The sequence below is a fragment of the Variovorax sp. YR566 genome (assembly GCF_051992195.1).
Taxonomy (GTDB): Bacteria; Pseudomonadota; Gammaproteobacteria; order Burkholderiales; family Burkholderiaceae_C; genus Variovorax.
In genome coordinates, this window is sequence record NZ_CP197092.1 from 6,591,695 (window position 1) to 6,610,622 (window position 18,928).

18 protein-coding genes are annotated in these 18,928 nt (G+C 68.2%); 9 read left to right on the top strand and 9 right to left on the bottom strand.

Features of this window, described 5'->3' with window-relative positions:
- Positions 1-11: 11 nt before the first annotated feature.
- The 5 genes from ACTG4X_RS30880 to ACTG4X_RS30900 all read right to left on the bottom strand — a co-directional run bounded on the left by ACTG4X_RS30880 (position 12) and on the right by ACTG4X_RS30900 (position 6,322).
- Complete coding sequence (locus ACTG4X_RS30880) at positions 12-1,172, bottom strand: acyl-CoA dehydrogenase family protein (protein WP_093056674.1); 1,161 nt, start codon at positions 1,170-1,172, stop codon at positions 12-14.
- 41 nt (positions 1,173-1,213) lie between these two features.
- Positions 1,214-2,773 carry a long-chain-fatty-acid--CoA ligase gene (locus ACTG4X_RS30885; protein ID WP_440532765.1) on the bottom strand — a complete coding sequence of 520 codons (1,560 nt, stop codon included), beginning with the start codon at positions 2,771-2,773 and terminating at the stop codon, positions 1,214-1,216.
- Positions 2,774-2,784: 11 nt separating this feature from the next.
- On the bottom strand, positions 2,785-3,897 hold the full coding sequence (locus ACTG4X_RS30890) for a CaiB/BaiF CoA transferase family protein (RefSeq protein ID WP_440532766.1): 1,113 nt from the start codon (positions 3,895-3,897) through the stop codon (positions 2,785-2,787).
- 85 nt (positions 3,898-3,982) lie between these two features.
- Entirely contained in the window at positions 3,983-5,116 is a 1,134-nt protein-coding gene (locus tag ACTG4X_RS30895) for an acyl-CoA dehydrogenase family protein (RefSeq protein ID WP_440532767.1), read from the bottom strand.
- Positions 5,117-5,125: 9 nt separating this feature from the next.
- On the bottom strand, positions 5,126-6,322 hold the full coding sequence (locus ACTG4X_RS30900; protein WP_440532768.1) for an acyl-CoA dehydrogenase family protein: 1,197 nt from the start codon (positions 6,320-6,322) through the stop codon (positions 5,126-5,128).
- Positions 6,323-6,568: 246 nt separating this feature from the next.
- Here ACTG4X_RS30900 and ACTG4X_RS30905 point away from each other — a divergent pair, with 246 nt between their 5' ends.
- A complete protein-coding gene (locus ACTG4X_RS30905) occupies positions 6,569-6,805 on the top strand; it encodes a hypothetical protein (protein WP_440532769.1) in 237 nt (78 codons plus the stop codon).
- A 19-nt stretch (positions 6,806-6,824) separates the two neighbouring features.
- On the opposite strand, the gene ACTG4X_RS30910 is transcribed toward ACTG4X_RS30905, so the two are convergent.
- Positions 6,825-7,694 carry a UDP-2,3-diacylglucosamine diphosphatase gene (locus ACTG4X_RS30910; protein ID WP_093056679.1) on the bottom strand — a complete coding sequence of 290 codons (870 nt, stop codon included), beginning with the start codon at positions 7,692-7,694 and terminating at the stop codon, positions 6,825-6,827.
- A 94-nt stretch (positions 7,695-7,788) separates the two neighbouring features.
- Between ACTG4X_RS30910 and ACTG4X_RS30915 the strand changes: the two genes are divergently transcribed.
- A complete protein-coding gene (locus tag ACTG4X_RS30915; RefSeq protein ID WP_440532770.1) occupies positions 7,789-9,543 on the top strand; it encodes a lysoplasmalogenase family protein in 1,755 nt (584 codons plus the stop codon).
- Here ACTG4X_RS30915 and dmeF read toward each other — a convergent pair.
- On the bottom strand, positions 9,540-10,508 hold the full coding sequence (gene dmeF / locus ACTG4X_RS30920) for a CDF family Co(II)/Ni(II) efflux transporter DmeF (protein ID WP_440532771.1): 969 nt from the start codon (positions 10,506-10,508) through the stop codon (positions 9,540-9,542). The two genes, ACTG4X_RS30915 and dmeF, sit on opposite strands and share 4 nt — an antisense overlap.
- Before the next feature lie 6 nt (positions 10,509-10,514).
- The gene (gene ruvB / locus ACTG4X_RS30925) at positions 10,515-11,579 is read right to left on the bottom strand and encodes a Holliday junction branch migration DNA helicase RuvB (RefSeq protein ID WP_093056682.1); all 1,065 of its coding nucleotides are present in this window, start codon (positions 11,577-11,579) and stop codon (positions 10,515-10,517) included.
- Positions 11,580-11,666: 87 nt separating this feature from the next.
- On the opposite strand from ruvB, the gene ACTG4X_RS30930 reads away from it, so the two are divergent.
- From ACTG4X_RS30930 to ACTG4X_RS30960, 7 genes are read left to right on the top strand one after another with little or no spacing between them, the layout of a single operon-like run.
- Positions 11,667-12,284 (top strand): CDP-alcohol phosphatidyltransferase family protein, encoded by a 618-nt coding sequence (locus tag ACTG4X_RS30930; RefSeq protein ID WP_093056683.1) that lies wholly within the window; start codon positions 11,667-11,669, stop codon positions 12,282-12,284.
- Between the two features lie 31 nt (positions 12,285-12,315).
- On the top strand, positions 12,316-14,082 hold the full coding sequence (locus ACTG4X_RS30935) for a bifunctional alpha/beta hydrolase/class I SAM-dependent methyltransferase (RefSeq protein WP_440532772.1): 1,767 nt from the start codon (positions 12,316-12,318) through the stop codon (positions 14,080-14,082).
- Positions 14,079-15,428: a phosphatase PAP2/dual specificity phosphatase family protein gene (locus ACTG4X_RS30940; protein WP_440532773.1), complete on the top strand. Its 1,350-nt coding sequence runs from the start codon at positions 14,079-14,081 to the stop codon at positions 15,426-15,428. Before ACTG4X_RS30935 ends, ACTG4X_RS30940 begins: the two co-directional genes overlap by 4 nt.
- Positions 15,418-15,867, top strand: a complete 450-nt coding sequence (locus ACTG4X_RS30945) for a hypothetical protein (RefSeq protein ID WP_093056686.1) — start codon at positions 15,418-15,420, stop codon at positions 15,865-15,867. Before ACTG4X_RS30940 ends, ACTG4X_RS30945 begins: the two co-directional genes overlap by 11 nt.
- Positions 15,864-16,589, top strand: coding sequence for a lysophospholipid acyltransferase family protein (locus tag ACTG4X_RS30950; protein ID WP_371127381.1), 726 nt, complete (start codon positions 15,864-15,866; stop codon positions 16,587-16,589). Before ACTG4X_RS30945 ends, ACTG4X_RS30950 begins: the two co-directional genes overlap by 4 nt.
- Positions 16,586-17,542 carry a phosphatidate cytidylyltransferase gene (locus ACTG4X_RS30955; RefSeq protein WP_093056687.1) on the top strand — a complete coding sequence of 319 codons (957 nt, stop codon included), beginning with the start codon at positions 16,586-16,588 and terminating at the stop codon, positions 17,540-17,542. Before ACTG4X_RS30950 ends, ACTG4X_RS30955 begins: the two co-directional genes overlap by 4 nt.
- Positions 17,539-18,135 carry a YdeI/OmpD-associated family protein gene (locus ACTG4X_RS30960; protein ID WP_440532774.1) on the top strand — a complete coding sequence of 199 codons (597 nt, stop codon included), beginning with the start codon at positions 17,539-17,541 and terminating at the stop codon, positions 18,133-18,135. The genes ACTG4X_RS30955 and ACTG4X_RS30960 overlap by 4 nt, the downstream gene beginning before the upstream one ends.
- 203 nt (positions 18,136-18,338) lie before the next feature.
- Here the strand turns inward: ACTG4X_RS30960 and ruvA are convergent, their stop codons facing one another.
- Positions 18,339-18,911, bottom strand: coding sequence for a Holliday junction branch migration protein RuvA (ruvA, locus tag ACTG4X_RS30965; protein WP_093056689.1), 573 nt, complete (start codon positions 18,909-18,911; stop codon positions 18,339-18,341).
- Between the last annotated feature and the right edge of the window lie 17 nt (positions 18,912-18,928).

The window sequence follows — 18,928 nt, forward strand, 5'->3', positions numbered from 1 at the left end:
CGCGCTGCTGCTCACAGCGCCCTGGCGATCACTTCCTTCATGATCTCGTTGGTGCCGCCGTAGATGCGCTGCACCCGGGCGTCGGCATACATGCGCGCCACCATGTACTCGTTCATGAAGCCGTAGCCGCCGAAGAGCTGCAGGCACTCGTCGATCACGCGGCCCTGCGCCTCCGAGCCCCAGAGCTTGGCCATCGAGGCGGTGGCGGTGTCGAGCTTGCCGGCCACGAGATCTTCCACGCAGCGGTCGATGAAGGCGCGGCCCACCTTGATCTGCGTGGCGATCTCGGCCAGCTTGAACCTGGTGTTCTGGAACTCGACGATCGGCTTGCCGAAGGCCTTGCGGTCGCGCACGTAGTCGAGCGTGGCCTGGTAGGCGCCTTCCATGGTGGCCAGCGCGCTCAGGCCGATGATGGTGCGCTCGTAAGGCAGGTCACTCATGAGCTGGAAAAAGCCCTGCCCTTCCACGCCGCCCAGCAGAGCATCGGCGGACACGCGCACGTCGTCGAAGAAAAGCTCGGAGGTGTCCTGCGCCTTCATGCCGATCTTGTCGAGCACGCGGCCCACTCGAAAGCCCTTGCAGCCCTCGGTCTCGACAATGAGGATCGACGTGCCCTTCGCGCCCTGCGTTGGGTCGGTCTTGGCCACCACCAGCACCACGCCGGCGAGAAAGCCGTTGGTGATGAAGGTCTTGGAGCCATTGATGAGGTAGCCGCCGTCCTTCCCATCCTTCGTCTTCTCGGCGCGGGTGCGCACGCCCTGCAGGTCGGAGCCCGCGCCGGGTTCGGTCATGGCGATGGCGCCCACCAGCTCGCCGCGCGCCATGCGCGGCAGGTAGTGGAGCTTCTGCGCCTCGGTGCCGTGGTTGAGGAAGTAGTGCGCCACGATAGCGTGCACCGATGTGGCCATACCGGTGAGCGCGCGGCGCGACATCTCCTCGTAGACCACGGCCTCATGGCGGAAGTCACCGCCCGCGCCGCCGTACTCCTCGGGAATGTCGGCGCACAGCAGGCCCAGGGCGCCGGCCTTGCGCCACACCTCGTGCCCCACGTGGCCGCGCTTGCGAGCTTCCTCGTCGTGCGGGAGCACTTCGGTCTCGACGAAGCGCACCACGTTGTCGCGGTACAGCTCCAGGTCTTCGTCGCTCCAGGAGCGGCGGAAATCGATGGACATGTTGTCTTCCTTGGTTTGTTGTCTTGCGGTCTTGGCGGGGCTCAGCCGACGCGGCGCTCCCTGCCGGCCCAGAAGGGTTCGCGCAGCTGGAACTTCTGCAGCTTGCCGGCCGCCGAGAGCGGCAGCGCGTCGCGGAACTCCACGCTGCGCGGGCACTTGTAGCCGGCGATCTGCTCGCGGCAGTGGGCGATGACGGCCTCGGCCTCCAGCGCCATGCCTTCGCGCCGCACGATCACCGCATGCACGCGCTCGCCCCACTTGTCGTCGGGCACGCCGATCACGGCGGACATCAGCACTTGCGGCATCTGCGCGATGGCGTTCTCGACCTCGGCCGAATACACGTTCTCGCCGCCGCTCACGATCATGTCCTTCATGCGGTCGACCACGTACACGAAGCCCTGCTCGTCCATGTAGCCGCCGTCGCCGGTGTGCATCCAGCCGCCGCGCAGCGCGGCCTCGGTCTGCTCGGGCTTGTTCCAGTAGCCCTTCATGACCATGGGGCCGCGCGCGACGATCTCGCCGACCTGGCCGTGGGGCAGCTCGTTGTCTTCGCCGTCGACGATGCGCACTTCGGCAATGGAGATCGGCGTGCCCGCCGAGCGCAGCAGGCGCTCGCGGTCGGTCCCGGGCAGGTGGCAGTGCGGCGGCAGCGCGGTGACGACGGGCGACAGCTCGGTCATGCCGTACACCTGCGCGAACGCGGTGCCCGGAAAGGCGCGCATGGCCTGGTCGAGCAATGCCGCGTCGATGGGCGCCGCGCCGTACGACAGCAGGCGCAGGCTCGTTAGGTCGAACTCGGCGAAGCGTGGATGCTCGATCACGCGCTTGATCATGGTCGGCACCAGGAACATCTCTGTGATGCGCGCCGACTGCAGGGTCTGCAGCACGGCCAGTTCGTCGAACATCGGCACCACGTGCACCGGCATCTGCCGCAGCAGGCTCTGCAACGCCACGCCGCAGCCGGCCACGTGGAACATGGGCGCCGCGACGATGGCGGCCGCGTCGTGCGTGTCGCGCGGCAATGCCGCCACCGTGCCCAGCGCATTGATGCACAGGCTGCCGTGCGTGAGCATCACGCCCTTGGGCTGGCCAGTGGTGCCGCCCGTGTACATGATGGCCGCGAGCTCGTCGCCGCTGTGCGGTGCGTCGTCGATGGGCTGCGCTTGCGCCAGCAGCGCCTCGTAGCCGGCCATGCCCTCGGGCACGGCACCGTCGCCGCAATACACCACGGTGCGCAGCGACTTCGACAGCTGGCGCAGCGCGGGCACCATGGGCGCGAAGAGGTCGTCGACCAGCAGGATGCGGGTGTCGCAGTCGTCGAGCGAGTACGCGACCTCCTTCGGATTCCAGCGGATGTTGACCGGGTTGATGACGCCGCCGCCCCACCAGGTGCCGAAGAAGTATTCGACGAAGCGGTGCGAGTTGAGGCTCATCATGCCGACGCGGTCGCCACGCGCCATGCCGAGCTGCTTCAGCACGGCGCCCAGGCGCGCGACGCGGTCGGTGAAGGTGCCGAAGTCCAGGCGCGTGTTGCCGCAGACCACGGCGGTGGCCCGGGCGTTTTCGCGGCGGCCTTTGAGCAGGGGTTGGGTGAGGAACATGCGGGGCTCTTTCAGGCGCCGCACAGGGGCGCGAGGGCATCCGCTGCCACTCCCCAGCGGCGCAGCATGGTGGGGCCGTCGTCGCGCGCCGTGGCCGGCGGCACCACGGGCGCGGTGCGGCTGAAGCGGGGCGCGGGCGCGGGCTGCACCACGCCGCCCACGTTGGCGAAGGTGCCGCGCGCCACGTTGTGCGGATGCTCCGGGGCCTCGTCCCAGTCGAGCACGGGCGCAAAGCAGGCGTCGCTGCCTTCGAGCAGCACGCACCACTCGTCGCGCGTGCGGGTGCGGAACACGTCGGCCATGCGCAGCTTGAGCAGCGGCCAGCGGTCGGCGTCCATCTGCGCGTCGAAGGCGGGGTCGTCGGCGATGCCGCAGCGCTCGCGCATGAGCGCGTAGAACTGCGGCTCGATGGCGCCCACGGCCACGTACTTGCCGTCGGCGCACGCGTAGGCGTCGTAGAAGTGCGCGCCGCCGTCGAGCATGTTCTCGCCGCGCTGGTTGCTCCATTGGCCGGCCGACTTGAAGCCGTACATCATGGCCGACAACAGCGCCGCGCCGTCGGTCATGGCGGCATCGACCACCTGGCCCTGGCCGGAGTTCTTCGTCTCGTGCAGTGCGGCGAGGATGCCGAAGGCCAGCAGCATCGCGCCGCCGCCGAAGTCGCCCACGTAGTTCAGCGGCGGCACCGGCGGCTCGCCCGCGCGGCCGATGGCGTGCAGCGCACCGCTGATGGCGATGTAGTTGATGTCATGGCCTGCCGCGTGCGCGAGCGGGCCGTGCTGGCCCCAGCCTGTCATGCGGCCATAGACCAGGCGCGGGTTGCGCGCATGGCATTCGGCGGGGCTGAGGCCCAGGCGCTCCATCACGCCGGGGCGAAAGCCCTCGATGAGCACGTCGGCCTTTTCGATGGCGTCGAGCACGGATTGCGCCGCGCCTTCCGCGCGCAGGTCGACCTGCAGCGTGCTGCGCCCGCGCGCGAGGATGTCGTGCGGCGCGGTGCGCGTGCCGGGGCGCTCGATGCGGACCACCTCCGCGCCCATGTCGGCGAACAGCATCGCGCAGAAGGGCCCGGGGCCGATGCCCGCCATCTCGATCACCCGAAGGCCTTGCAATGGACCTGCCATGGTCTGTCTCCTGTGTGTGGAGGCATCTTGGCTCGGGGGCGGCGGGGCTGCATCGTCCAAAGCGACGAATGCGGGCCCCCGATGTCTACGTTGCGGCCGGGCGCAGCTTCGCCACGCGGCGCAAATGCCACGCGGGCGGGCCGAACTGGCCTTCGATGAGCGTGGCGCGGCGCACGTAGTGGCCGACCGCCAGTTCCTCCGTCATGCCCATGCCGCCGTGCAGCTGCACCGCGCCCTGCCCCACGGCTTTGCAGGCCTTGGCGGCTGCGACCTTGGCGGAAGACACGGCACGGGCGCGCTCGTTGTGGTCGGCTGTGTCGACGTGCTCGCCGACGCTCGCAGTGAGCGCGGCTGCCTGCTCCAGCGCCATGTGCATATCGGCCAGGCGGTGCTGCAGCACCTGGAAGCTGGAGATCGGCACGCCGAACTGCTTGCGCTGGCGTACGTAGTCGAGCGTGTCGCGCATCAGGCGGCGCATGATGCCGATGGACTCGGCGCAGACCGCGAGCGTGGCTTCGTCGAGCGCTCGCTCGATCTGCGGCAGCGCGCTGCCCTCGGCTCCGAGCAGCGCTTCAGCGGGCAGGCGCACGTCGTCGAAGGCGATGTCGGCGGCGCGGCCGCCGTCGCGGGTTGGGTAGGCGCGCAGGCGCACGCCGGCTGTTTCCCTGGGCACGACGAGCAGCGAGAGACCGGCGCCGCTGCGCGCGCTCACGATGAAGTGGCTGGCCCATGGCGCGGCGTGCACCACGGCCTTGCGGCCGTTCAGGCGAAAGCCGTTGCCTTCGCGCGCGAGTTCGGTCTGCACATCGGCGCGGTCGTGCCGGCTCTGCGGCTCGCCGTGCGCGAAGGCGAGCACGGCCTGCCCGGCGACGATGCGCTTGAGCAGCGCATCGGCCTGCGCGCCGGGGTGGCGCTGCAGCAGGCCCGCGCCGATCACCATCGTCGACAGGTACGGCTCGGCAGCGAGCGCACCGCCCAGCGTTTCCATCATCGCGAGGTGGGCGGCCATGCCGCCGCCGAGGCCGCCCTGCGACTCGGGCAGCGCCGCGCCCAGCAGGTCGAGCTCGCTGGCCAGGCCCTGCCAGAACGGCGGAGGCGCATCGTCGGCCTTGCGCAGCGCGTACAGGCGCTGCTCGAAGCCGTGGTTGTCGTCGAGGTAGCGCGCGAGGCTGTCGCGCAGCATCGCGAGGGTTTCGTCCTGCTCGGTGAGGGTGCTCATGGAAGGACCTCAGTTCGCCAGCAAGTGGGCCGCGACGATGTTGCGTTGCACCTCGTTGGAACCCGCGTAGATGGAAGCCGCGCGGTCGTTGAGGTAGGCCGACATAGAGAACACGGCGTCTTCGGGAATCGGCAGCTCGCCTTGCAGGCCGTCGTCCAGCGGCAGGTCGGCGGCGGCGTAGTGGGCGGCGATTTCCACGCCGAGCTCGGTCAACCGCTGCCGCAGCTCGGAGCCCAGCACCTTGCCCATCGACGGGCGGATGCCCGGCTGCTCGCCGCGGGCCTGCGCGCGCAGCGATTGCAGCTCGGTGGCCTCGAGGGCGTCGATGGCGCACTCGGCTTCGGCCAGGCGCAGGGCCATGTCGTCGGCTTCGTGTGCGTCGCCGCCTGCAGTTGCAAAGGCGGCATCCGCCGCGGCGGTCAGCCGGCGCAGGCGCGCGCGCAGCATGGGCGCCCATGCGCCGCCGCGCTCGTGCTGCAGCAGGTACTTGGCGATGGCCCAGCCCTGGTTCTCCTCGCCGATGAGCCCGTCGGCCGGCACGCGCACGTCGTCGAAGAACACCTGGTTGAGCTCGTGGTCGCCCGAGATGCTGATGATCGGCCGGATGGTGATGCCCGGCGCCGGAATGTCGAAGCACAGGAAGCTGATGCCCTGCTGCGGTTTGCCGCCCGAGGTGGTGCGCACAAGGCAGAACATGCGGTTGGCGTACTGCGCGTGGGTGGTCCAGATCTTGGTGCCGTTGATGACGTAGTGGTCGCCGTCGCGCACCGCCTTGCACTGAAGCGAGGCCAGGTCGGAGCCCGACTGCGGCTCCGAGTAGCCCTGGCACCAGTAGTCCTCGCCCGATCGGATGCCGGGCAGCCACGCGCGCTTCTGCGCCTCGGTGCCGAAGGCGATGATCACCGGCGCGACCATGCCCGGCCCCATGGGTGCGCGCGGTGGCGCGTCGGCGGCGGCAAGCTCGGCCGCGAAGAGGTAGTGCTGCATCGGCGTCCAGCCGGTGCCGCCGTGCTCGACCGGCCACTGCGGCACGCTCCAGCCGCGCTTTGCCAGCACGCGGTGCCAGCGGTTGCCGTATTCGTAGTCGGTGAAGATGCCGGAGCAGCGCCGGCCCGCGGCACGCAGTTCGGGCGTCAGCTCACGCGCCAGGAAGTCTCGAACCTCGTCGCGGAATGCGGTCTCCGCCGCCGTGAGTGCCCAGGCCATGGTGTTTGTCGTCTCCTGCCGTCGAAATAACACCGGCCGAGTGTGAGGCCCCCGGAGGCCCGGCGGCATCGTCGGATCGGACGAACGCGGCCACGCGCGGCATGGCGCCTCGAAAGCCACCGTCTTCCGTAGTCTTTTGTTTTCATTCGGGATAATCCGATACGTCGGCGTCCCGGTTCCTGCTCCAATGCGTGCGGGAGTTGTTCCGGGCGCCCGAGAACGCGCCGCCCTCGAAGGAGCACAGCAGTGAGCACTGTCATTCCCGGCTTCCCGCACAGCAGCGTCGAGCGGCTGTGCGACTACGAACTGCCGGAACCGCCCGCCAGCCTTTTCCAGACTTCACCGGAGCCCGATGGCCCCGAGAATTTCGCACTGGCCTGGTGGCTATGGATGGGCGAAATGAGCAAGAGCATGCTTCGGCATTACGACGCCTGGCGCGAGCAACTCGGCCATACGACGAACGACCCCGGCCGCAAGGGCTGACCGGCCTGCCCGGACGGGCTCAGGCCGCGACGGCTTCGCGCTGCGGCGTCGCCTTCGTCGGCACGGGCATGTGCTGCGCCCAGTCGATGATTTCCAGCGTGCCGTCGGCATGCTCGGCCAGTGCCGTCAGGCTCTCGACCCAGTCGCCATCGTTGCAATAAAGGATGCCGTCGATATCGCGCATCTCGGCATGGTGTATGTGCCCGCAGACCACGCCCTGTGCGCCGCGCTTGCGGGCTTCGCGGGCCACGGCCACTTCGAAGTCGCCCACGTAGCTCACCGCGCGCTTGACCTTGCCCTTGAGGTACTTCGACAGCGACCAGTACGGCAGCCCCATGCGCGCACGCAGCGAGTTCAGATGGCGGTTGAGCTTGAGCGTGAACTCGTAGAGCGAATCGCCCACGTAGGCGAGCCACTTGGCGCACTGGATGACGCCGTCGAACAGGTCGCCGTGGATGATCCAGAGCTTGCGGCCATCGGCCGTCTCGTGGATCCATTCTTCGGCCACGTCGATGCCGCCGAAGTTGTGATGCAGGTACTTGCGGGCGAACTCGTCGTGGTTGCCCGGAATGAAGATCACGCGCGTGCCCTTGCGCGCCTTGCGCAGCAGCTTCTGGATCACGTCGTTGTGCGCCTGCGGCCAGTACCAGTGGCGCTTGAGCTGCCAGCCGTCGATGATGTCGCCGACCAGGAACAGGGTCTCGCACTCGGTGTGCTTGAGAAAATCGAGCAGCGCACGAGCCTGGCAGCCGGGCGTGCCCAGGTGCAGGTCGGAAATCCAGAGGGTGCGGAATTGCAGGGGCGGACGTACGCGATCGTCGTCCTCGGGGTCGAGGGCCCGGGTCGCGGTGTCGTGCCATGCACGAAGGAAGGCGTCGTCGCGTTGCATGGACGGGTAGGCTCCCACCGCCACGTGACCATACGATGGCGCCTCCGTGACATCCCGGTGACTTGTCGCCCGACGGCAACGCCACAATCGCGCGATGCGCCCCGGCCAGATCATCGTTCTCGCAACTCCCGTTTTCTTCCTGCTGATCGCAATCGAATTCGCGGTCGGGCGCGTGCGCGCGCGACGCGGCACAGGGCATGACACCTACCGCCTCGCCGACGCGGTGAACAGCATCGGCCTGGGCATGCTGAGCCAGATCAGCGCGGTGCTCACGGGGCTGCTGCGCATCGGCATCTACACGGCCGTGTATTCGGCAGTGGCGCTGTTTCCGCAAGAGGCAGCGCGCGACTTCTGGACGACGTGGTACGGCTGGCTGCTGGCGCTGGTGTTCTACGACTTCTGCTACTACTGGCTGCACCGAATGGGCCACGAGTCGGCCATCCTGTGGGCGGCGCACGTGGTGCATCACCAGAGCCAGCACTACAACCTGTCGACCGCGTTGCGGCAGACATCGAGCGGCGCACTGCTGAGCTGGGTGTTCTATCTGCCGATGGCGGTGGCGGGCGTGCCACCGCTGGTGTTCGGCGTGGTGGCTCTGGTCGACCTGCTCTATCAGTTCTGGGTGCACACCGAGCAGGTGGGCAAGCTGGGCTGGTTCGACCGCTGGTTCTGCTCGCCCTCGAACCACCGCGTGCACCACGCGGTGAACGACAAGTACCTCGACCGCAACTACGGCGGCATCCTGATCGTATGGGACCGGATGTTCGGCAGCTTCCGCGAGGAAGACGAACGCTGCGTCTACGGCACGCGCGGCGAGCTGCGCAGCTGGGACCCGCTGTGGGCCAACGCCGAGGTGTACTGGGCGCTGGCGAAGGATTCATGGCATACGCGCAGCTGGGCCGACAAGCTGCGCGTGTGGTTCAAGCCGCCAGGCTGGCGGCCGACGGACGTGGCGACGCGATTTCCGAAGCCGGCCTTCGACATTTCAAAGGTGACGCGCTACGAACCGGTGGTGAGCCGGGCCGTGCAGTGGTTCGCGGGCGTGCAGTTCATGCTGATGCTGGCGGGGGCCATATTCTTCCTGTGGTTCTCCGACACCATGCCGCTGCCGCAGGCCGCCGTCTGGCTGGCCGCGCTGACGGCGAGCCTGTGGGCCATCGGCGGTGTGCTGCAGGGGCGGTTGTCGATGACCGAGGTGCTGCTGATCGAGGCAGCGGCCCTGGCCACGGCGAGCGCGGCGCTGGGCATCGGCTGGCTGCACCTCGTCTTCAAGCCGCTGGCTTTGTCGATCGCGATCTTCTTCGCCGCGCGGCGGGCGATGGCGGCTGGTGCCGTAACGACCTTCGACGGGCTGCTGCTGACGGGCCTGGTGGCATCGCTGGCCGGCGACGTGCTGCTGATGGGGCCGGCCAAGCTTTTCGTACCCGGGCTCGTGTGTTTCCTGCTGGCGCACCTGGCCTACATCGCGCTGTTCCGCATCGGGGTCGGCCTGTTTCCGCGCCGCGGCGTGCTCGCGGCGACGCTGCTGATCGGCGCGGGGATGTACGCGTTTCTCTGGCAAGGTGGGCTGCCCGTCGCCCTGCGGGTGCCGGTCGGCGTCTATGTGATCGTGATCGCCTGCATGGCGGCACAGGCCATCGGGCGGGCCGCCGTGCTACGAAGCGCGGACCCTGCCGCGCTGTGGGTTGCGGTGGGCGCATGCTTCTTCATGCTGAGCGACTCGCTGCTGGCAACGAACCGCTTCGTGTCACCGCTGCCGCTGGCGTCGCTGTGGGTGCTGGCTACCTACTACGCGGCGCAGATTCTGATCGTGCGGCACACGCGGCCTGCAGGAAGAACAAGGAGCTAGTCGACGCAGCGCTGGATCTCCACCGTGGAGTGGCGAATTTCCTCGTGCATCGAGAAGCACGCCCGCACCTCGTCGGCCGTCAGCGTCATGGAATGCGTCACCACCGTGAGCGCACAGGCATACGCATCGCGCCCCACGCGCCACACGTGCAGATCGGCCACGCGCGTTTCCGAATCGGCCAGCGTCGTCTCGACGCCTTCGCGGATCTCTTGCGTCACCGGGTGGTCCATCTCGCGGTCGAGCAGCACCTTGCCGGTTTCCTTCAGCAGCCCCTTGGCCCAGACCGCCACCAGCACCGCGCCGACGATGCCCATCGCCGGATCGAGCCAGGCCCAGCCGTAGAACCAGCCGCCCAGCAGCGCCGCAATGGCCAGCACCGAGGTGGCAGCATCGGCCACGACGTGCATGTAGGCGGAACGCAGGTTCAGGTCGTGGCCATGGTGGTCGCCATGCGCGTGGTGATCGTCGTGCCCACGGGCGTGGCCGTGGTCATGCCCGTGATGATGGTGATGCGCCCCGCCCAGCAACCGCGCGCAGACCAGGTTGACCACCAGCCCCAGCACCGCGACCGAGATGGCTTCGGGGTAGTGAATGGCCGAAGGCGACCACAGCCGCTCGAGCGAGCCCACCACCATCAGCGCCGCGATGCCCAGCAGCACCAGCGCGCTGGCAAAGCCGCCGAGCACTTCGATCTTCCAGGTGCCGAAGGCAAAGCGCGGGTCGCGCGCGTAGCGCCGCGCGGCCGCATAGGCAAAGGCGCTCAGGCCGATGGCCAGCGCGTGCGAGCTCATGTGCCAGCCGTCGGCCAGCAGCGCCATCGAGTTGAACCACCAGCCGGCGCCGATCTCGACGACCATCATCGCGGCGGTGATCCACATCACGAGGCGCGTGCTGCGCTCGGCGGAGGCGGTGTCGGCGCCGAAATGGTGGTCGTGCTGCCAGGCACTCAGGTCATGAGTGTGCATGTGTCTTCAGGCTCCAAAGAGGTCTTGTCCGTCGGAACGGCTCGAAGGCGGCGTCACGCCCAGGTGCCGGTACGCCGCCAGCGTGGCGATGCGCCCGCGCGGCGTGCGCTGCAGGTAGCCCTGCTGGATGAGATAGGGCTCGATCACATCCTCGATGGTGTCGCGCTCCTCGCCGATGCTGGCCGCCACGTTGTCCAGCCCCACCGGGCCGCCGTCGAAACGGTGAATGACGGCTTCGAGCAGCTTGCGGTCCATCAGGTCGAAGCCCTGCGGGTCGACGTCGAGCATGGCCAGCGCCTTGTGCGCGATTTCTTCGGTGATGCGGCCATTGCCCTTGACCTCGGCGTAGTCGCGCACGCGGCGCAGCAGGCGGTTGGCAATGCGGGGCGTGCCGCGCGAACGGCGGGCGATCTCGAAGCCGCCGGTTTCGTCGGTCTCCACCTTGAGCAGGCGGGCGCTGCGGGTCACGATCAGCGCCAGCTCTTCGGGCGTGTAGAACTCCAGCCGCGCGACGATGCCGAAGCGGTCGCGCAGCGGGTTGGTCAGCATGCCGGCGCGGGTGGTGGCGCCCACCAGGGTGAAGGGCTGCAGGTCGAGCTTGATGCTGCGCGCCGCGGGGCCCTCGCCGATCATGATGTCGATCTGGTAGTCCTCCAGCGCGGGGTACAGGATTTCTTCGACGACGGGGCTCAGCCGGTGGATCTCGTCGATGAAGAGCACGTCGTTCGGCTCCAGGTTGGTCAGCAGCGCCGCCAGGTCCTTGGGCTTTTCGAGCACGGGGCCGGAGGTCTGGCGCAGGTTGACGCCCAGTTCGGCCGCGATGATGTGCGACAGCGTGGTCTTGCCCAGGCCCGGGGGGCCGAACAGCAACACGTGGTCGAGCGCCTCTTTGCGCTTGCGCGCGGCGCCGATGAAGATTTCGAGCTGCTCGCGCACCTTGGCCTGGCCGACGTACTCGTCGAGCAGCTTGGGGCGCAGGGCCCGCTCGATCGCCTCTTCGTTGGGCGATGCGGGGGCTGCGGACACCACGCGTTGGGGGGCGGGCGCGAAGTCGTCTGTCTGGATGGTCATTGGGTAAGGGTCTGCGTCGGCAAGTTTAGTCCTTGGGCCAGACTGGCAGAATGCTTCGGCACATAACAAACGAGGGGAAGCCAGCACGTGTCGATCTACGAACTGAAGCCGCGTTTCCAGGCCCTGCTGCGGCCGCTGGTGGTCCGCCTGCATGCGATGGGCGTCACCGCCAACCAGGTCACGATGGCGGCATGCGTCGTTTCGGTCGCGCTCGGGCTCTGGCTCTTCTTCGCGGCGCCCTCGCTGGCGGCCTTCGGGCTCATTCCACTTTGGATGTTCCTTCGCATGGCTTTCAACGCCATCGACGGCATGCTGGCGCGCGAGCACAACCAGCAGAGCAAGCTGGGCGCTTTCCTCAACGAACTGACCGACGTGGTCTCCGACGCGGCGCTGTACCTGCCCTTTGCACTGGTGCTGCCTTTCAGCGGCTTCTGGGTCGGCACGGTGATCGTGCTGGCCGGGCTGAGCGAATTCGCCGGCGCGCTGGGCCCCACGGTGGGCGCCTCGCGCCGCTACGACGGTCCGCTGGGCAAGAGCGACCGGGCCTTCGTGTTCGGCGCACTCGGCCTCTACGTGGCGCTGGGCTTGCCGCTGCCGGGCTGGACGGCCTGGCTGATGCCGCTGCTTGCTGTGCTGGTGGCCTGGACCACCGTCAACCGCATCCGCCGCGCGCTGGCCGAGGCCGACGCCGCAGGCCGCCACTGAACAAGCTCCTACAAGATTTCACAGGGATTCAATGAACGACACCACTCCACGCGCTCCGAACGAGCTTCATTTCCAGACGCACGACGGCGAATCGCTTTTCTACCGCCACTGGCCAGCCACCGGCGCCACGCGGCGCGGCGCCATCGTGCTGTTCCATCGCGGCCATGAACACGGCGCGCGCATGGCGCACCTGGTCGACGAGCTGAACCTGCCCGACTTCGACTTCTTCGCCTGGGACGCCCGCGGCCACGGCCGCTCGCCCGGGCAGCGCGGCTACAGCCCGAGCTTCGGCACCTCGGTGCGCGACGTGCAGACCTTCGTGCAGCACATCGGCACGGCACACGGCGTGTCCGAGCAGGACATCCACGTGGTCGCGCAGAGCGTGGGCGCGGTGCTTATCGCCACCTGGGCGCACGACTACGCGCCCAAGGTGCGCGGGCTCACGCTCGCCTCGCCGGCCTTCAAGGTCAAGCTCTACGTGCCGTTCGCGCGCGCCGGGCTAGGGCTGATGCACAAGCTGCGCGGCCTGTTCTTCGTCAACAGCTACGTGAAGGCGAAGTTCCTCACGCACGACCCCGAACGCATCGCCAGCTACGAGAGCGATCCGCTGATCTCTCGGCCCATCGCGGTCAACATCCTGCTGGGCCTGTACGAAGCCGCCGACCGCGTGGTCGCCGACGCCAATGCGATCACGCTGCCGGTGCAGCTGCTCATTTCAGGCGCCGACTGGGTGGTGCACCACAAGCCGCAGCACCAGTTCTTCGAGCGGCTGGGCAGCGCGGTGAAGACCAAGACCGAGCTGCCCGGCTTCTTCCACGACACCCTGGGCGAGAAAGACCGGGCGCCGGCCGTGGCGCAGATCCGCGAATTCATCCTGCAGCGCTTCGACGAGCCGGCCGTGCCGGTGGACCGCCGCGAGGCGCACCTGAGCGGCGATACGGCCGACGAGTCGCGTGCGCTGGCCGAGCCGCTGTCGCCCCTGTCGCCGCGCGGCGCCTACTGGGCCATGACCCGCGCGAGCCTGAAGCTGGGCGGCACGATGTCTGAAGGCATCAAGCTCGGCCATGCCACCGGCTTCGACTCGGGCAGCACGCTCGACTACGTGTACCGCAACCATCCGCAGGGCAGCTCCGCCATCGGCCGCTCCATCGACAAGACGTACCTGGACTCCATCGGCTGGCGCGGCATCCGCCAGCGCAAGATCCACGTCGAGGAGTTGCTACGCATTGCAATGGAGCGCCTGGCCGACATGCACCGCGAGGTGCGCGTGATGGACATCGCCGCCGGCCACGGCCGCTACGTGCTCGACGCGGTGCTGGCCAGCCCTGTCAAGGCCAGCTCCATCCTGCTGCGCGACTACAGCGACATCAACGTGCGCGACGGCCGTGCGCTCATCGCCGAGAAGGGCCTGGAGGACGTCGCGCAGTTCGTGCAGGCCGACGCCTTCGACCGCATGAGCCTCGCGAGCGTATTGCCGCGGCCCACGCTGGCCGTGGTGTCGGGCCTGTACGAGCTGTTCCCCGACAACGAGATGGTGCGCCGCTCGCTCGCGGGCGTGGGCGACGCGGTGGAAGACCGCGGCTACCTCGTCTACACCGGTCAGCCGTGGCACCCGCAGCTCGAGATGATCGCGCGCGCCCTCACCAGCCATCGCCAGGGCGAGGCCTGGGTGATGCGCCGCCGCACCCAGTACGAAATGGACCAGCTGGTGGAAGAAGCGGGCTTCCGCAAGATCGACCAGCGGGTCGACGAGTGGGGCATCTTCACGGTGTCGCTGGCAGTGCGCGTCACTCAATGACCGCCTGGCTGGCGCAACGGCCCTGGAAGCGCGCCGCCGCATGGCTGGTGTTTCTGGGGCCGCTGTTCTATGCGACCTATGGTTTCGCCAACTGGTGGGCGACCACGCGGGCGAACGTGCCGTCGATGGCTTTCGAGTGGGAGCGGCAAGTGCCGTTCTGGCCGTGGACGATCTTTCCTTACTGGACGATCAACGTCTTCTATGCGCTGTCGCTGTTCCTGGCGCGCAGCCGGCACACGCTCGACCGGCACGCGCTGCGGCTGGTCACGGCCACGCTCGTCGCCTGCAGCTGCTTCATCCTCTGGCCGCTGCACTTCAGCTTCGGGCAGCCGCCAGTCGACGGGGCGCCGGCCTTTCTGTTCAACGCGCTGCGCGGGTTCGACCAGCCGTTCAACCAGGCGCCTTCGCTGCACATCGCGCTGGCCGTGATCCTGTGGGACTGGTACCGGCAGTTCATTCGGCCCCTCTGGGCGCGGCTGGTGCTGCATGTGTGGGCCTTCGCCATCTGCGCGTCGGTGCTCACGACGTGGCAGCACCACTTCATCGACATTCCGACCGGCGCGCTGCTCGGCCTGTTCTGCGTGTGGCTGTGGCCGCTGGAGCGCGTGGTGTCGATGCCGTGTGCGTGGCGCATCACGCGCGACTCGCAGCGCTGGAAGCTCGCGGGTTTCTACGCAGTGGGCGCGGCGCTGTTCCTGGCGGCCGCGCTGTACGGCGGTGGCGTCGCGCTGTGGCTCGCATGGCCGGCCGCGTCGCTGGCGCTGGTGGCGTTGAACTACATCGGCTTCGGCGCACGCGGCTTCCAGATGGACGGCCACGGTCGCATGGGCTGGGCGGCGCGGTGGATGCTGGCGCCCTACCGGCTCGCCGCCGCCATCAACGCCTGGCTCTGGACGCGCAAGCTGCCGGCTTCGGTCGAAGTGGTGCCGGGCCTGCGGCTGGGCCGACGGCCGACGCACGCCGAATGGCTGGCCGCCGGGCAGCCCCGGCTGGTGAGCCTGTGCGCCGAGCTGCAGATGCCCGCGGGCGTCCCGCATGCGCGCTGCGTACCGCTGCTCGACCTGACGGTGCCGCCAACCGTGCGCCTGCAGCGCGCGGCAGCCGTCATCGAAGGCCAGCGCCGGAACGCGGACGGTGCCACAGTGTGGGTCTGCTGCGCGCTCGGCTTCTCGCGCAGCGCTGCGGCGGTGATCGCCTGGCTGGGCCGCTACGGCCCGGCCGGCAGCGTCGCCCAGGCCGAGGACACGGTGCGCCGCGCACGGCCGCAGATCGTGCTGCGGGGTGCCTGGCGGGTGTCCCTGGAGCCGTTCAAACCTTTGCCTGAGGTACCGCCCCATGACCGATGACAACGACCGAACCACCTGCGCCGCGCTGGCGGGCCTTCTGCGCGCCATCGCGCTGCTGGGCCTCTGGGGCTTCGCGCTCACCTGCATCTCGGCACTGGTGCTTGCGCTGACGCTGCGCTCGCTCTCGACCACGGCCACCATGGGCTTCGGCGCCGTCGTGATCCTCGGCGCGCTGGAGCGCTACTTCGCGTTCCGGCTGCGCTTCGACGAAGCGCTGTTCGACGGCCTCGCGCGCAACACCGTCGCTTCGCTCGAAGCGCTCGACAAAGCGCTCTCCACGCTCGGACTGCGCGAGCCACCGCCGTCGCAACACAACACCACGCGCCCGCTCGACGACCGCGTGCAGGGCACCCGACAGCTCATGCAGCGCCATGCCATCGTCGTGGCCTGCCAGAGCGCCTTGTTCCTCCTTGCCTTGATGACACAGGACCTCTCTTGACCGAAGAAAACAACAAGAACAACGACAAGCCCGAAAGCACCGTGCTGCGGCGCGGGCTCGCCATCGTGGCGGGCAAGCTGATCATCGGCGCGGCCGGGCTGCTGACCGGGGTGCGCGCCATCTGGTCGGGCACCACGCCTAAGGCCGAGCAGACGCTGTACTTCGCCAACCACACGAGCCACGGCGACTTCGTGCTGCTGTGGGCCACGCTGCCGCCCGACCTGCGCGCGCTCACGCGGCCGGTGGCCGGGCAGGACTACTGGATGGCCTCGAAGACGCGCCAGTTCATCGGCGCCGACGTGTTCAATGCGCTGATGATCCGCCGCGACGGATCGGGCCAGGGCGAGAACCCTGTCGAGCAGATGAAGGAGGCGCTGGACGCCGGCGACTCGCTCATCATGTTCCCCGAGGGCACGCGCAACACGGGCGACGAGATCCTGCTGCCGCTGAAAAGCGGGCTCTTCCACCTGGCGCGCGCCTGCCCCAACGTGCGGCTGGTGCCCGTGTGGATCGAGAACCTGAAGCGCGTGCTGCCCAAGGGCACGCTGGTGCCTATTCCGCTCGCGTGCACGGTGCGCTACGGCGCGCCGATCAAGCTGGCCGAGGGTGAAGACAAGAACACCTTCATCGCTCGCGCGCGCACGGCGATGCTCGACCTGCGCCCCGAATACGACCGCATCGAACAACAAAACGAACAAAGCAACGGAGGGAGCGCCTCGTGATCGAACTCTCTCCCTTCGCGTGGACCACGCTCAAACTTTTCGGCGGCGTGGCCGGCGTGCTGATACTGGCCTCGGCCATCGGCGCGCTGCTCAAGTGGCGCGTGGCGCACGGCCAGCCTCATTCGGTAATCGACAACCTCAACTCGCGCGTCAATGCGTGGTGGGTGATGGTGGCGGTGATCGGCATTGCCTTTGCCTTCGGCAAGGGCGGCGTGATCGTGCTGTTCTATCTGATCTCGTTCTATGCGCTGCGCGAGTTCATCAGCCTGGCCTACACGCGGCGCGGCGACCACGCGCCGATCGCGCTGGCCTTCTACCTCGCGCTGCCAGGGCAGTATTTCCTGATCTGGATCGACTGGTACGGGCTCTACGCGATCTACATCCCGGTCTATGCCTTCCTGCTGCTGCCCATCCTGGCGGCGGTCGGCGGCGACACGCGCCGCTTCCTTGAGCGCACCTCGAAGATCCAGTGGGGGCTGATGGTGTGCGTGTTCTGCATCAGCCACGTGCCGGCGCTGCTCACGCTGCAGATTCCCGGCTTCGAAGGCCGCAACCTGCTGCTGATCGCGTTCCTGGTGATCGTGGTGCAAGGCAGCGACGTGCTGCAGTACGTGTGGGGCAAGCTCTTCGGCAAGCGCAAGGTGGCGCCCGAACTGTCGCCCTCCAAGACCTGGGAAGGCCTGATCGGCGGCGTAGCGAGCGCCACCGCGCTGGGCGCGGCGCTGTACTGGGCCACGCCGTTCAACCCGTGGCAGGCGGCGCTGATGGCGCTCACGATCTGCCTGATGGGCTTCTTCGGCGGATTGGTGATGTCGGCCATCAAGCGCGACCGCGGCGTGAAGGACTGGGGTTCGATGATCGAAGGCCATGGCGGCATGCTCGATCGGCTCGACTCGGTGATCTTTGCAGCGCCCATCTACTTCCACGCGCTGCGCTACTGGTGGGTGCCATGACCACGAAGACGGCAGAGCGCGTTCCGCACGACACGCCAATCGAGTGCACCAATGCCGCGTCGTGGACACGCTGGCTCAAGCGCCACCACGCGACCGCCGCCGGCGTATGGCTTCGCATCGCGAAGAAGGACAGCGGCATCGCCTCCATCGACCACCCCGCCGCGCTCGAGGAAGCGCTGTGCTACGGCTGGATCGATGGCCAGCGCAAGAGCGACGATGCGCAGTATTTCCTGCAACGCTTCACGCCGCGCACCAAGCGCAGCATCTGGTCGCAGATCAACCGCACCAAGGTGCTCAAGCTCATAGACGAAGGCCGCATGCAGCCGGCCGGACTGGTCGAGATCGAGCGCGCGAAAGCCGACGGGCGCTGGGACGCGGCCTACGAAGCCGCGAGCGTGGCGACGGTGCCGCCCGATCTTCAGGCCGCGCTGGACGCGAACAAGAAAGCTGCGAAGTTCTTCGCCACGCTGGATGCGCGCAACCGCTATTCCGTGCTGTTTCGTACTCAGGGGGCGAAGAAGCCCGAGACCCGGGCGCGGCGCATCGCGCAGTTCGTGGAGATGCTGGAGAAGGGCGAGAAGATCTATCCCTGAGCGGCGAGAGTTTCGTTCCGGGGTGCGTGCGAATGACACCGGGTACTCCCCTCCGCGAATGTCCCCCGGCCTACGGCCTCCTCCTTTATTTCGCTGCGGGGAGCACCCGGTGCCATTCGCACATGTGCGCTGCCGTTGTGCCGGAGGTTTAAGCGCTGCGCTGAACGATCACGCCGTCGGCGTGATCGCGCCCCGAACCAAGCTCACTTAGCCAGTGACTTCAGCGCCATCTTGATGCCCTCGCTCACCGTCGCATCCTTTGGCAGCGCCTTGAGCGCAAGCGCGGCCTCCTTGTCGCTGTACCCCAGCGCGATCAGCGCCTGGAGAATGTCCGCCTGCGCATCGGACGCCGCATGCGCCGGCAGGCCGATGTCAGCGCCGAGCTTGCCCTTGAGTTCAAGCAACAGCCGCTCGGCCGTCTTCTTGCCGATGCCCGGAATCTTCACGAGCCGGCCGAGTTCCTGCGTTGTGATCGCCTGCGAAAGCTCACCCACGCTCATGCCCGAAAGCAGGCCCAGCGCGGTGCGCGGCCCCACGCCGGTGATCTTGATGAGCTGGCGAAAGGCTGCCCTTTCCTCCGCAGTGCCGAAGCCGTAGAGAATCTGCGCGTCCTCGCGCACGACGAAGTGCGTGAGCAGCGAGACTTTCGCGCCGAGGTTCGGCAGGTTGTAGAACGTGCTCATCGGCACGTCGACCTCATAGCCGACTCCGTTGCAGTCCACAACTACCTGCGGTGGGTTGCGTTCGGCCAGCGTGCCGGTCAGTTTGCCTATCATGGGTGCCCTTTTTCCTT

What these genes read in the sequence shown, in the direction of transcription:
- ruvA (WP_093056689.1), bottom strand. Translation starts at nt 18,911, where the DNA reads ATGATAGGCAAACTGACCGGCACGCTGGCCGAACGCAACCCACCGCAG.
- dmeF (WP_440532771.1), bottom strand. Translation starts at nt 10,508, where the DNA reads ATGCACACTCATGACCTGAGTGCCTGGCAGCACGACCACCATTTCGGC.
- ACTG4X_RS30910 (WP_093056679.1), bottom strand. Translation starts at nt 7,694, where the DNA reads ATGCAACGCGACGACGCCTTCCTTCGTGCATGGCACGACACCGCGACC.
- ACTG4X_RS30895 (WP_440532767.1), bottom strand. Translation starts at nt 5,116, where the DNA reads ATGAGCACCCTCACCGAGCAGGACGAAACCCTCGCGATGCTGCGCGAC.
- ACTG4X_RS30890 (WP_440532766.1), bottom strand. Translation starts at nt 3,897, where the DNA reads ATGGCAGGTCCATTGCAAGGCCTTCGGGTGATCGAGATGGCGGGCATC.
- ACTG4X_RS30940 (WP_440532773.1), top strand. Translation starts at nt 14,079, where the DNA reads ATGACCGCCTGGCTGGCGCAACGGCCCTGGAAGCGCGCCGCCGCATGG.
- ruvB (WP_093056682.1), bottom strand. Translation starts at nt 11,579, where the DNA reads ATGACCATCCAGACAGACGACTTCGCGCCCGCCCCCCAACGCGTGGTG.
- ACTG4X_RS30935 (WP_440532772.1), top strand. Translation starts at nt 12,316, where the DNA reads ATGAACGACACCACTCCACGCGCTCCGAACGAGCTTCATTTCCAGACG.
- ACTG4X_RS30885 (WP_440532765.1), bottom strand. Translation starts at nt 2,773, where the DNA reads ATGTTCCTCACCCAACCCCTGCTCAAAGGCCGCCGCGAAAACGCCCGG.
- ACTG4X_RS30900 (WP_440532768.1), bottom strand. Translation starts at nt 6,322, where the DNA reads ATGGCCTGGGCACTCACGGCGGCGGAGACCGCATTCCGCGACGAGGTT.
- ACTG4X_RS30880 (WP_093056674.1), bottom strand. Translation starts at nt 1,172, where the DNA reads ATGTCCATCGATTTCCGCCGCTCCTGGAGCGACGAAGACCTGGAGCTG.
- ACTG4X_RS30960 (WP_440532774.1), top strand. Translation starts at nt 17,539, where the DNA reads ATGACCACGAAGACGGCAGAGCGCGTTCCGCACGACACGCCAATCGAG.
- ACTG4X_RS30945 (WP_093056686.1), top strand. Translation starts at nt 15,418, where the DNA reads ATGACCGATGACAACGACCGAACCACCTGCGCCGCGCTGGCGGGCCTT.
- ACTG4X_RS30915 (WP_440532770.1), top strand. Translation starts at nt 7,789, where the DNA reads ATGCGCCCCGGCCAGATCATCGTTCTCGCAACTCCCGTTTTCTTCCTG.